The organism is Bradyrhizobium brasilense, from assembly GCF_029714345.1.
Classification (GTDB): Bacteria; Pseudomonadota; Alphaproteobacteria; order Rhizobiales; family Xanthobacteraceae; genus Bradyrhizobium; species Bradyrhizobium australafricanum.
In genome coordinates, this window is the sequence record NZ_CP121669.1 from 880,287 (window position 1) to 893,363 (window position 13,077).

The following is a 13,077-nucleotide window of genomic DNA, read 5'->3' on the forward strand; positions in this document are numbered from 1 at the left end:
GGCGCGCAACCTTTGTACGGAACGTGCCGATCTGTGTGCGTATGCAACGATGTTCTGTCACATCGGCCAGAGGCACATCGCCTCAACCGAAATGGCCCGTATCAGCAGAAGCGCAGACGTAGGAACGCTCATGGCGTTTCGAGTTTCCACAGCCGATGCTTTGGTGCGCCTGAACTCGATCCCTGTCCGCCAGAGCCAGCCAACCCAGCCGCCGTTTCAAGCATCGACGAATTTCAAGGTTTCACCACGTTAGCGCTCGCCAATATGCTCTCGGAGCTCAGAAAGTACCGCGTCGGATTTACGATTGCCCATCAGTATCTCCACCAGTTGGCACTGGAGGTCAGGCACGCCGTTTTCGGCAACGTGGGTACTTTATGTCTTTCCGGGTAGGTCCCGAGGATGCTTCGTATGTTGTTAGAGAATTCCAGTCCGTCTTTTGACGAGGCACCTAATCTAGGGCTCGTGAATCATAAAGTATTTACGAGTAACGCGCCTGTAGCTACTCTGCATTGAATCTTCCGAATCTAACAAGCGAGAGGCGATGTAGATGATAGACGCAAGAGTTTGGACGGAGGGCAAGACCGACGCCCAACACATAGCCAGCGCATGTCACGCGCTGAGCTTTCCGTTCAAATTGGAGTATCCCGTTTCATACGATATGGGCGACGATCAGCTCCTGAAACAATGCATTGCGCTGTCGCGGTCTCCCCAGCTGATTCCCAATATATTTATCTTCGATAGGGACAATGCCGACGTCGTCGCAAAGATTTCCGACGGAGCCTCGCCATTCAAGTCGTGGGGCAATAACGTCTATTCCTTCGCGATACCTCAGCCTCCCCACCGAAGTGATCTGGATGGCGCGTGCATAGAGTTGTACTTTACTGATGATGAGCTCGCGCTACGCGACGAACATGGGAGACGTCTCTTTTTATCGTCGGAGTTTAATGCGGCCAGCGGCAGACATCTTTCAAATACCGAGTTAAGTGTCGCAAACAAAGGAAAGATCGGCGGGAACTCCCGCACAAAACGGATTATTGACGCGGACGTGTACGATGCCAGTCACAACAATGTTGCTTTATCTAAGGCGGACTTTGCAACACTAGTTTGCAGTAAGGCCGGCGAATTTGCTCGCGTTCAATACACTTATTTTCCAGAGATACTGTCAATCCTACGTAGCGTGCTCACAAATGATGACACGGATCTGCTATTTGGCGGACGGGAGGAGTTCTACAACGAGCTAGATAATCTACCGAACCTGGAGGCATTCGCTTCTGTGCTCGATGCGGCTATCCGAGTGTCGAAGTTGGTGTGTATGACCTTCGCCGGCATTACCCTTCGGATATATGACCCTCTTGCAGTTAGTGGACTGACGATTGATCAGAGGCGACTGAGGCCGGTAAGGCAGATTGTTATAGAAAATTTTGCGGCCCCATCATTGTCGGTTCTCGCTAGAGCCGCACGCGGCTGCTATCACATAGTCGACGAGCGGGCGCCGGAGTATCTTCAATCGATCAGGTCGGCGTTTGCTGAAAATCCCACCCTTGGTGCTATCGGTGATCTGCTGGATGATGCCGAACGAGTGCTCCCGCCAGACGGACGCAAAGGTCGTACAATCGTAAAGAGAAATACTAAGCGGCAGGTCCTTGACTACATTTTCCCGGAGTTGGCGAAATACGAAGGTCGCCTCAGCGAAATTCGTTCTTCCGAGTCCGATGTCCTCGATCATGCGGACGTCGCTACATGGAAGCGCGCCATATCAATGCTGATTGAACTCTTCTCGCCGTTGAAGGTTCTCGCGTTTCGTGAGGGAAACATTGATCGCCTCCAGGCAGATAGCGATAAGTTCATCGTTCGACTTACATCTTACAGCCGCGGTTACACTGAAACCAAGGAAGAAGAGAGAGACTACGCGGATCTGAACGCAGATCGGCTTCATACTCTAGATGTAAATGGGTCGCCATCGGATAGCCTGCCATGGCTCGATGCATACCCGTTCCTATCAATAAAGAGTAAGCGCATCCTCTATTACACGCGCACGCGCGCGTTGGGTTATCAATACGCATCAGTCTTTGGAGATTACGCCCACGTCTTCCCGACGAAACGGCGCTTCAGTCACGCCGCGTTGGACGGTTCGATTGCTTCCGATCGTCAGATGTTGTTTTGGACAAGAGTAGCTCCTGCAATGAGCAATGCAGGAGTGCGTGCGAACATCCCGGCCCACGATCCCACCGACTTCGTTGGGCGCAAACAGCAGATATCTACCATCATCGATGAGATTATCCAGATTCCGAACGAGAATGGCATTCTGCATGGACCTGGAGGCGTCGGAAAAACTGCGCTACTTATTGAGTTGTCGCGCAAGATCTTCGACGAAGGCCTCCCAACGAAAGCCCCGTTTAAGAACATTATTTGGGTTTCGGCCAAACGTGACTATTACGATCCCACATTGGACACCATAGAAGAGGGCGCTCAGCAATTTAAGACGCTAGATCAGATCTTCGTAGCGATTCTTGATTTTCACGGTTTCGAGGAACCAGAACAATACACTCGTGCGGAACAGCGTTGGCTCGTACTTGAGCTACTTGAAGAGCAAAAAACGCTTCTTATTCTCGACAATTTTGAGACCATAACGAGTGCGGCTCAGGAAGAAATAATTCGCTTCTTCGGGACTGAAGTTAAGCGTTATCTGATCGATAAGCCTGATAACTCTAAGGTGCTTCTCACCTCGAGAGAGGTGGTCCCATCCGGCTTTCATCAAATTCAGCTGAAAGGTCTCGACAAGCGCGAGTCTAGTATGCTGATGCCGCTGCTATATCAACCCTATGCCAGGTCCGGGCAGCCTCAGCTGACGGAGGCTCAACGTGGGCAGATGTATGAATCAACCAAAGGCATCCCACTACTGATGAAGCATTGCTATGGGCAAGTGTATGAGTACAACATGGCAGTCGATGCTGTGTTGAAGAATCTAGTTGTTGCAGGAAATAAGGTCGTCGAGTTCAGCTTTGCGGAGCTATTCAAAACGCTTAGGCAGGATCCGCTACAGCGGAAAATCATCATTCTGTTAGAGATAATCAATAGGCCAGTGTTGTCACGGCATATCAGTGACATTCTATCAGTTGATCAATTCAGCGTCGATTCGCGCCTCGGCAAACTGCTAAACTTTCAATGCATAGTTCGTTCTTCGTCAGAGACGTATGAGAAATATTCGGTAAACCCTGACGTTCGATTGCTCGCAGCGCGATTGGTTCACGAGTCAATTGAGCTGGCTGATTCAATTAGGCGCGATATCGCCAAGCTCGCGGGCGAAAAGCGCATGGATTACAGCAAGGAGGAGCTCGATGCCGTTGTTGTGTTCCAGCAGTACATCGCGGATGGACACTTGGCTCAGGCAGACGATTTTATGAGGGAGCGGCTGCGGCAAAAGCCGGAATCGATCCTGTATAATCTGCACTACGCAAGATTTCTTAGGGAGCAAAAACGACAAGTTGCCGAAGCTATCGCCCGGCTTGATTCTGTTCGGCAAAGCAGCGGAAATGATCCAGAGGTTCTGCGACTTCTGATGCTTTACAATATCGCTCTTGAGCCGGCAAATTTTGACGAAGCTCATGTTTTCGCCAAGGAACTTGAGAAGTATCCGCTGCCGGATGACGAGCTAGCAGTTGATATCGCGGAGTTCTATACGGAGTGGGCAACTACTCTAAAACTAAAAATTGAACTCGATCCGATCAAGGAGATGTTGAGGCAGCAGAAGTACAAAGAGCTATCTGATCACGCAATCAAGCTTCTCCGAAGTCAGCAGCGCGCTGCGTCGCATCGGTACTATTATTTGCTTGCCCAGAGCTACTTTAACAAGTGGGACTACGAATTAGCGAAATCTAATATCGACCGAGCTCTGGAAGAGCTTCCGGAGGGCTCGTATCTTAGCACGCCTTACGAACGACTTCGGACGGAAGTTATCAAGAAGGCGCGTCAGTACGGCCGTCGGCAAACTGCCTAGGTGCAAGATTCGTAGCATCAGACAATGGGCAACAACTCTTCTTCGGGCATTGATTACCGCTCTCGAGTAAGACCGTACGTCCGCTTCTTCCGGTGAGGTGGCTCGCCCTACACTGCGCGTCCGAGGGTTGCTTGGGCGTGCCGAGCCGATCCTCGTCACAGGAGGACGAGCCGTGGCAGATTATAGGGAAGCATTTGTCGGAATCGATTTGGCCAAGCTGAGAAATGCCGTCGCGATTGCGGATGCTGGCTGGGAGGGGGAGGTTCGGTTCTTCGGTGAGGTCGATGCTTCCACCACCAACATGCGCCGCGTCATAGGGCGGATTGCCAACCTATTTGACCGCGTCCACTTCTGTTACGAAGCCGGCCCAACTGGCTTGGTCTTTATCGCCTGATCCGGTCACTCGGTCACGAATGCACGGTGGTGGCGCCGTCGCTGATCCCAAGGAAGCCGGGTGATCGTGTGAAGACCAACCACCGGGTCGCCGTTTCTCTAGCCCGGCTTCTGCGCGCCGGAGAGCTAACGGCTGTGTGGGTTCCCGATGAAGGTCACGAAGCGATGCGCGATCTCGTTCGCGCCGAAGTGGATCACGCTGAATGGCGTAACAAGGCGCGTGAAAGGGCGCGCGTGCACCTCGCTGAGCACGGCGTCGCGTTGCGGATGTGGCGTGAAGGTTCACAGATCCAGTTCATCGATCATGTATTGACGCCTCGCTTTCAGAGTGAGCAGGCAACCGTCTGTCTTGACGCGGGAAGCAGTTGTGCTGGAAAGCGGTTGCGCGCGGCAAGACGCCGACCAGGTCATGTCGACGATCGGTACCTAGGCCGCCTTCAGCTTGGGAAAGAGATCTTGCGGGAGCAGGGTAAGCGGCAAGCTGAGGCCGTCAGGCGGCGTGGTTCCATGGCATAAGCGCGTCGAGTTCGCTGCTCGGCCAACCGTTGGCGATACGCTGAAGCGTTACGGCGAGCCAGGCGAACGGATCGATGTTGTTCATCTTCGCCGTCTGCAGCAGTGTTGCGATAGTCGCCCAGGTTCGTCCGCCGCCGTCGCTGCCAGCGAAGAGGCTATTCTTTCTCGTAATTGTTTGTGGCCTGATGGCGCGTTCGACGATGTTGGAGTGTGTGCCTTGACAAGGCGCACTGTTCTCCCTGGTGGAAGTCCAGGCCGGCAAACTCTCGCTCCAGCCGGAAGTACTCGGAGCGGGTCAGGAGGCAACGAATGGCCTGAAGCACTCTGAGAAAAGGCCCCTTTTGGGGGCCATCGGTCCGCGCGGGCCGCAACTTGCGAGTGAACACTGAGCAGGCTCCGAAAGCGTCATCGTGGGAGCCGACCCGCCATTCTAACGGGGAAGGCCGGTGTCCTGGGGGTAGCGAGCGAGAAAAGCACCCCAGGATCCCACCGGAGTAGTGGTGGCAGCACGCGCGGGACATGGACAGTGGGCAACAAGGGAAGTCTGCCGTCGAGGAAGGATGACGAATCCGGACAACGACGAACCCGTGAGGGCCAGCGTCGGCGGCGGCAGATGGCGGATGGGTCCGTACTACCTACGACACCGGGTAACGCCGGAAGAGGGAAGGGGCCCTGACTTGTCTCAAGCGAGAACGAAGCAGAGAACACGGCGATTGACGATGAGTCTAGAAACACCGGATATACGCGCTCAGAAGCTACAGAGCTCGCTACAGGCGAAAGCTAAGACCGAACCGACATACCGCTTTTACTCTCTGTGGGACAAAATCTGCCGACCGGATGTCATGGAAGAAGCTTACCAAAGGTGCCGTGAAAACGACGGCGCTCCCGGGGTGGACGGCATAACATTCGAACAGATCGAAGCAGCGGGACGACAGCAGTGGTTGGAAAGTGTCAGACAGGAGCTGAAGGACGGCACCTACCGCCCCAAGCCCCTTCTGAGAGTATGGATACCAAAGAGCAATGGCGGACGCCGACCACTCGGAATTCCTTGCATTCATGACAGACTCGTTATGATGGCAACGGTCTTAGTGATCGGTCCCATCTTCGACGCGGACCTGCTGGACAACCAGTACGGATTCCGTCCGAAGCTAGACGCCAAGATGGCCGTGCGCCGCGTGTTCTGGCACATCAAGGACCGGGGACGCCGCGAGGTAGTCGATGCAGATCTACGCGACTACTTCACGTCGATTCCACACGGGCCGCTGATGCGATGCCTGACGCGGCGGATCGCCGACGGACGACTTCTCTCGACCATCAAAAGCTGGTTGACGGCTCCAGTGGTCGAACGGAGCGGAAGACGGACGATACAGACGGCAGATGCACGAAAGTTTAAGAAAGGGACCCCGCAAGGCTCTCCTCTGAGTCCGTTGCTGGCGAACATTTACTTCCGACGCTTTCTGCTGGCTTGGCGCGACCACGGACACCAGGAACAACTCGATGCCTACGTCGTCAACTATGCCGACGATCTCGTGATCTGCTGCCGCCCCGGGCAAGCCGAGACGGCGATGGAGCGAATGACGGTACTGATGAATAGGCTGGGGTTGGAGGTGAACGAGACCAAGACCCGCATCGCTCAATTGCCGAAAGAGCGGTTCACGTTCCTAGGCTACACGATCGGGCGGTTCTACGGAAAGGGCGGACAAGCCTTCATCGGCACGCGTCCGTCCAAGAAAGCGGTCTTGAGATTGCTCCGACGAATCCACGAACGCACGACGCCACAGTGGTACCCGGACACACCGGAGAACACCGTCATCGTTATCAGCCGCCTTCTTCGCGGCTGGTGCGGTTACTTTGACCAAGGGCCTGTAATGAAGACGTATGACTTCATCAGGCAATACGTCGATCGGCGTCTGCGACACTGGTTGATACGACGAGCAGGAAGGCGTGGCAGGGGCTTCAAAGAGTATCCGCAGGATTACCTGTACGATACGCTCAAACTCTACCGCGTCCCGACTCGTCGTACTGACCGATCGAGCGCGAAGGTCTGATGAGACAAGTGAAAGCCGGGTGCGGGAAATCTGCATGCCCGGTTTGACGAGCGACGACTGGAAACGGAACTATGGTGCGAACTGCGACACCGGCGACGGCGAAAGCCGCCGGAAACAGTAAAGCCTCGCGACCTACGGTCACCGCGCCAGTCGTCGACTCTACCGAGCTCGATGCGGCCGTCGGCCAGGAAGCGCTCGAAGATGGCGCGGCGCGAGACGGCATAGCGGATCGCCTCGGCCAGTTTTGATTTGCCGGAGATCCGCCGCAAGGTCTGCTGCCAGAGGTCGAAGAGATCTGCGACGATCGCCGCGGAGGCTTGCTGGCGCGCGGCGACGCGTGCGTCGGGGCTTTGACCGCGCACGGTCTTCTCGACCTGCCAAAGCTTCGCCATCCGCTCGACCGTCGCCGTTGCCGCTTCCGAGCTCCCTGCAACATGCAGCTCGTAGAACTTGCGCCTGCTGTGTGACCAGCAGCCGGCCAAGGTGACGCCATCATTGCCGCGATCGAATCGCGCGAGCTTGTTATAGGCGGCGTAGCCATCCACCTGCAGGATGCCGCGATAACCATTGAGGTGCCGGACCGCGCATTCGCCGGAGCGGCTGTCTTCGAAGCGATAAGCCACCATCGGGGGACCGTCGCGGCCAAACGTTCGGTCATCCCTGGCATAGGCCCATAAGTAGGCCGTTTTCGTCGATCCGGAGCCCGGAGCGAGCGTCGGCAAAGTGGTTTCGTCGGCAAAGACCCGTTCGGCCTTCTTGACCTCGCTGAAGATGTAGTCGGCCAGGATCTCCAGCTCGAAGCCGAGCTTGCCCATCCATTGCGCCATCAGCTGGCGGTCGAGCTCGACCTGATCGCGGGCGTAGATCGCCTCCTGCCGGTAGAGCGGCAGGCCGTCGGCATATTTGGCGACGGCGATCTGGGCCAGAAGCGCTTCCGTCGGAATGCCTCCTTCGATGATATGGGCCGGGGCCGGCGCCTGGATCACGCCGTCCGCGTTCTTGAACGCATACTTGGGACGGCGCGTGACGATCACACGGAACCTTACCGGCACCACATCCAGGCGCTCCGACACGTCCTCGCCGATCAGCACCTTCTGCTTGCCGGCATGCTCAGCCAGCTCTTCCGGCTCAATGACGGTTTCGATCCGTTCCAGATGGGGCGCAAAGCCCTTGCGCCGACGCGGTGCACGCTTGCCGTCCGCTTGCGCACGGCCCTTGCTGACCTGGGCCTTGATGGCGGCGATGCCGGTCTCGATCTCCTCGAAGACGAAGGCCTGCTGTTCGACGTCGCCGTTCGCAGAGCCGAGCTTTTCCGATCGTCGGCCGAACCGGGCGCGGTCGAAGGCCTTCAGGATCTGCGTCAACCGCTCGATGCGCGCATCGGCATCGGCGTTGCGGGCCTTGAGATCGGCGACTTCGCTCGCCAGAGCATCGGCGCGGGCCGCTTTCTCGGCCATGGCAAGCACCATGGCCTTCAGCGTCTCCACGTCATTCGGGAGGCTGAGATCGGGCGGCGTCATTGAGCCGACCAGAGCACATTTTGCCCCGGTTCTCTTGCCCTTTCAGGCCGCTGATTCACTTCGCCGCGGTGCTTTTACCCAACAATCTCCGGCGGCTTGACCGCCGCGGTCCGGACCCGCTTCCAGTCCATCCCATCGACCAGGGCCATCAACTGCGCAGCATTCAGCTGCACCCGATGATGTCCGATCCGCGGCCAGCAGAACCTCGCCTTCTCAAGACGTTTTAGATAGAGGCATACGCCAGAGCCATCCACCCCACGATCTTGATTCGGTCGGCTCTTTTGGCCCGAAACACGTAAAGCGCACCGTCGAACGGATCTGAGCCGGCATCGCGTACCAGCGCAACAAGCCCATCGATACCCTTGCGGAAGTCGACTGGATGGCTGGCCAGGAACACCTTCACGCCGGAGGGGATCATGCCGAACGTACCGCCCGGATCACCCTCTGCAGCTGCGCTTCGTCGACATCCACGCCGGCGCGCACGATCACCTCGCCAACGGCAATTTCGATCGCCGCGCCTGCCTAGATACCACCACGCCTTCGCAACTCGAGTGTCGCCCGCGATAATGTCGTTCCGCCCGAGCATCACGGCGCCACGCGAATAGCTGGGAGGGGTGAATGCCGATCCTGCGGGCGATCGCCGAGACGCTCGCGCCAGGCTCCAGCGCCTCTGTCACGACTTGGGCCTTGAACTCGTCCGACCAGTGTCGACGAAGCTGCCGCGGCGCTCCCTCAAGACGGTCGGCGACCGCTTCGATCATATGGAAGGTTCTAGTTCCAGAACTAGGCGCAGACATAGAAGCTCACATCGGCTCACAAACTCAGCAGCCGATAGCCGATCGCTTACCCACTCCGCCAGACGGGGTCTCTTTGCCGCTTACGGAGCAGGATCAGGCCAAGCAGGTTGAGGGGAACAGCTTCATCCAGCTTTCGACTGACGCCGTCAACGACATCTGCCGGGTACGGTTCGGCGTCTATGACGAAATGCCGGCATTGTGGATCAATGGGTGTAGCGGTGCGCCAGCAAACCGTTACGCGATCTCGGCGGTGGCGCGCGGCACCCTCCGACGAATGCCTAGGTCGACGTGGACATGGTTGTCTGTCTCCGAGTCCCACGGACATCGCCCGCCACCGAAGGACCGAAGGGGTGCCGCGTGCAAGTGAAGATACGCCGGCGCTCTTCTGAGAACAGGTCTCCGGTGGAATGACCGATGCCGCGCGAGGCCGCGGAGCGTCTTCCGTTCTCTCAGTGTGGTGCAGACGGGCGACCTTCGGTGCGGCAACTACATTGTCGATTGACAGATCCAGGCCCAAACGCGACTCCCATCTTGTTGCCGCCGCCAAACTTCCATGCGCGGAGAGCCGGTGCAGGATTTGGGCCCGCCTGTAGAAGGGGCACCCTCGCGTCTTTTTGGGCGCAATGTGGCTTTCGAAGACAGTCGGAGGCGGGTTTCAGACATGAAGTACGCTTGTATTCTGACAGAGTGCGCACGTGGCGCAGGCCACAGGGAATTGCCTGTTTCGGCACGGTGATTGCTCGCCCGGCCGCTGACATTGTCTGAGCCGCCACGCGCGGTTGGATTTGTCGATGCAGAGCCCGGCGAGTGACCGCGCCCGGACCCGCGGGGCAAGTCTTGGCGATGGGCTGATAACGTCACATCGAGTGAGGTAGACTGGATCACGCAGCCAGAGCGCTCGCCTCCTCGTCTTTCAAGCGACACTCAGCGCAGCGCAAGCGTCGCGGCTCGACCGGTTGTCGCAGGAGGCAGATAAGTGGCGAATGTTGTGAGCGATCGACCAAATAGCGGCGGATCACAGATACGGCCGGCGCCACTCGTGAGCGGGGCGTGGGGCTGAGGGGTGGTCGCGGAAGCGGAAATCTGCGCCTGTCAGCACAGAGGGCCAATCACGACTGAATTCGCTCGCCGGACTTTGCGGGACGTCAGGATCGCCACGTTCTCCTTGATGTCAGCTCTGTTTCGGATCGCGCGCACGAAGCGGCCTCTTCGATGGATGGATCTGGCCGAAGGCCGGCTAAGAAGCCTCGATCGCCTATGGCGCAACAGCGGCGTCACAACTTTCATCCCCTGCCGGCTGCGCCGTCATTCCTCGCGAAACAAGAAAGTTCCTCCTTTGCTGTCGAGCCCCTGCGGGGTGCGCCGTCGATCGCCTCCGGCCTGTCGATCATCATCGAGGCCGCAAGGGCGGGCTCGGAAAACAGAGATCAAGGAGAACTACCATGGCGACCATCGGCACCTTCAAGAAGACCGGCAACAACGAGTTCAACGGCGAAATCGTCACCCTCTCGCTTCAGGCCAGGAATGTCCGGATCGTCCCCGAAACCAGCCGCTCGGGCGACAACGCCCCCAGCCACCGGATTTATGTCGGCCGTGTGGAGATCGGGGCCGCCTGGTCCAAGCGCTCCAATGAGGGCCGCGATTATCTGGGTCTCAAGCTCGACGATCCGAGCTTCACCGCTCCGATATTCGCCAACCTCTTCGCCGACGAGGAAGGTGAGGGCTTCAGCCTGATCTGGTCTCGCCCCAGCCGTCGCAACGGCGACTGACCCGATCCACAATGCCTCGCCCGGCTGGTCCGGGCGGGGCATTACCTTGCTCAGGAGCCGGCCGATCAGCGACCGCGGACCCGTCCCGCTTTGATCGGTCGACTTCGATTAGCCTCCAATACGCCATCTACGATGTCCTCCCAGTCGGGACAGATTGCGACCAAACGATCCAGCACCGTAGGATCCCGTTCGATCTGGCCGAGCGCCTGAGCGCGCCACTGATCGTTGAAACTTATGCTCATCAGCCCCAGACATTCGACGACCGAACTGTCGGGCTGCAAGTGCTCCAACGTGGCTGTCACTATGCCACTCCATTGTTGAATCAGACGCCGGCGTTGAGGAGCGGACCTCGTCTCCAACTTCTCTTCGAGGAGATCAATCAGCGCGAGGAAGCGAATTGGCCAAGGCTGAGGCTTGAGCTCCGCGACGTAGGCGTCCACGACGTCGCGGATGTCGGCTGGGAAGTGTTCGTATAGGGTCATAAAGCCTACTGTTCCATCTCGCGAACTACGCCCTTCGGTCCCTGGACCGGAGCAAGCGTTGTTGGAGACAGAGCAGATTTGCGCGGAGCCGCCTATCCACTTGTGCGTGATGCAACGCAGGAGTTGATTTGCAATGTGCCAGGGCTGCGACGCAACACAAACACACCTTGTTATCGACTACGGTGAGGATGAACCGCCGTTCGTTTGATCAGGACGGTTGCCTCGACGTTCAGTGCCTCCGCGATTTGGCCGAGAACGCTCACGCTGGCAGACACGTCGGCGCGCTCGATTGCGCCGACGTAACGGGCGCTCAATCCGGCGCGGTCGGCCAATTCTTCCTGCGTCATCTGCTTCGCATGACGTAATCGACGCAGATTGATCGCCATGACCTCCTTGAGATCCATGGCGATAAAGGAACCTCGATCGGAACGATCGTTCTAGGAACGATCGTTCCGATTCGTGCGGCGCCGTGCTATTCATAGCGTCGAACGTCGGTGCGTGAGGTTTCGCGAAATCGTACCAGCTTTGTGAACTCGTTCCGGATTTCACGAACTGAATTCACGGATAACGGGCTAAGATTTTGGAAAATAGTCAGATGTATCCGGGCCTTGGACCATTAAGCACGAGAACTGTAGCAGCCGGAAGTTGGAGAATACTCAGTACACAATCCTCGCACCTTTTTGGATCAGTTCACAAACCTGGAACGAACTCTGTGCGTCAAATCCTTGTCCGGGCCAGGATCCTGTGGCGGGCTGATTCACGTTGCACACGGACATCGAACCGAGGCCTTGTTTGCCGCTTCCGGGAGCGCCGTGATGCGGCCCGCGCATCGCGGCGCGACAAAACGTCTTCGGATGTTTTCGTATTCTGAGAAAGTTTCGCAGTACATGGAACTGTGAAACAGAGTGCTTCGACCGGAGGGGGGATGATCGTAATGGACGAGATGGCTTTCCAGGATCAGCCGCCGTTGACCGACCGCGTCAACGCCTATGATGAGCAACATCTTGCAACTTATCTTCGGCTGCTAATGGCTGAAGAAGCGGGCGCCGATTGGCGTGAGGTCGTCCAAGTGATCTTCGGTCTGAACCCTGCCCGAGACCCCGATCGTGCCAAAATTGTCCATGATAGCCACCTCGCTCGCGCCAGGTGGATGACGGAGGCAGGTTATCGGTATCTGTTGGAACCGCGGACGCAGTGAGCAGGCGCTTGCGCTCTCCAATTGCGTAAATTGCGATCACGCGTGATGCAACCTTTGGGTCTAGTTTTTCGGGCGGTCTTTCCGGATCGTGGCGTGTCCCTCGTTCGGGACGATAGAACAAGAAACGAGAGGAAAGATCATGCCCACCCAACACTGGCGCTCGCCGGAGACCGTCGAACGCCTGACTCGCCTTGAGCGCCCCGGCTTCGCCCTCGAATTCCTCCGCCGCAATGCTGACTACCGCCGCGACTTCGCCCACACGCAGCGCCAGATCGCGCGCGACGGTGGTGATGCCGAGACCGTCCGAGCTAGTTTCGCACGACGATGGGGGTTGCGGTTTCGCCCATGATCCCGCCT

Annotated in this window: 8 protein-coding genes and 4 pseudogenes; 6 read left to right on the forward strand and 6 right to left on the reverse strand. The window is 57.6% G+C overall.

Translation table 11 applies throughout. The features are described from left to right. Nucleotides 1-547 precede the first annotated feature (547 nt). Entirely contained in the window at nucleotides 548-3,997 is a 3,450-nt protein-coding gene (locus QA635_RS03970) for a hypothetical protein (protein WP_283067073.1), read from the forward strand. A gap of 172 nt (nucleotides 3,998-4,169) precedes the next feature. Then, a pseudogene (locus tag QA635_RS03975) lies at nucleotides 4,170-4,580 on the forward strand (IS110 family transposase); the annotation flags it as partial. Between the two features lie 300 nt (nucleotides 4,581-4,880). On the opposite strand, the pseudogene QA635_RS03980 reads toward QA635_RS03975, so the two are convergent. Further along, a pseudogene (locus QA635_RS03980) lies at nucleotides 4,881-5,114 on the reverse strand (transposase domain-containing protein); the annotation flags it as partial. Between the two features lie 634 nt (nucleotides 5,115-5,748). Between QA635_RS03980 and ltrA the strand changes: the two are divergent. Continuing rightward, complete coding sequence (gene ltrA / locus QA635_RS03985; RefSeq protein ID WP_283067074.1) at nucleotides 5,749-6,954, forward strand: group II intron reverse transcriptase/maturase; 1,206 nt, start codon at nucleotides 5,749-5,751, stop codon at nucleotides 6,952-6,954. A 164-nt stretch (nucleotides 6,955-7,118) separates the two neighbouring features. On the opposite strand, the pseudogene tnpC reads toward ltrA, so the two are convergent. The 3 genes and pseudogenes from tnpC to QA635_RS41665 all read right to left on the reverse strand — a co-directional run. Further along, nucleotides 7,119-8,474: pseudogene (gene tnpC, locus QA635_RS03990) on the reverse strand (IS66 family transposase); the annotation flags it as partial. A 74-nt stretch (nucleotides 8,475-8,548) separates the two neighbouring features. Further along, a pseudogene (gene tnpB / locus QA635_RS41660) lies at nucleotides 8,549-9,060 on the reverse strand (IS66 family insertion sequence element accessory protein TnpB). Next, nucleotides 8,960-9,271, reverse strand: a complete 312-nt coding sequence (locus tag QA635_RS41665; RefSeq protein ID WP_425249128.1) for a transposase — start codon at nucleotides 9,269-9,271, stop codon at nucleotides 8,960-8,962. The pseudogene tnpB and the gene QA635_RS41665 overlap by 101 nt, the downstream one beginning before the upstream one ends. A gap of 1,442 nt (nucleotides 9,272-10,713) precedes the next feature. On the opposite strand from QA635_RS41665, the gene QA635_RS04005 reads away from it, so the two are divergent. Beyond that, nucleotides 10,714-11,040 (forward strand): DUF736 domain-containing protein, encoded by a 327-nt coding sequence (locus QA635_RS04005; RefSeq protein ID WP_038378292.1) that lies wholly within the window; start codon nucleotides 10,714-10,716, stop codon nucleotides 11,038-11,040. 65 nt (nucleotides 11,041-11,105) lie between these two features. Here the strand turns inward: QA635_RS04005 and QA635_RS04010 are convergent, their stop codons facing one another. Further along, nucleotides 11,106-11,522 (reverse strand): hypothetical protein, encoded by a 417-nt coding sequence (locus QA635_RS04010; protein WP_283067078.1) that lies wholly within the window; start codon nucleotides 11,520-11,522, stop codon nucleotides 11,106-11,108. 170 nt (nucleotides 11,523-11,692) lie between these two features. After that, complete coding sequence (locus QA635_RS04015) at nucleotides 11,693-11,926, reverse strand: helix-turn-helix domain-containing protein (RefSeq protein ID WP_283067079.1); 234 nt, start codon at nucleotides 11,924-11,926, stop codon at nucleotides 11,693-11,695. Between the two features lie 530 nt (nucleotides 11,927-12,456). Here QA635_RS04015 and QA635_RS04020 point away from each other — a divergent pair. After that, nucleotides 12,457-12,720, forward strand: a complete 264-nt coding sequence (locus tag QA635_RS04020) for a DNA -binding domain-containing protein (RefSeq protein WP_283067081.1) — start codon at nucleotides 12,457-12,459, stop codon at nucleotides 12,718-12,720. A gap of 139 nt (nucleotides 12,721-12,859) precedes the next feature. Further along, nucleotides 12,860-13,069, forward strand: a complete 210-nt coding sequence (locus QA635_RS04025) for a transcriptional regulator domain-containing protein (protein WP_283067083.1) — start codon at nucleotides 12,860-12,862, stop codon at nucleotides 13,067-13,069. Nucleotides 13,070-13,077: the final 8 nt, after the last annotated feature.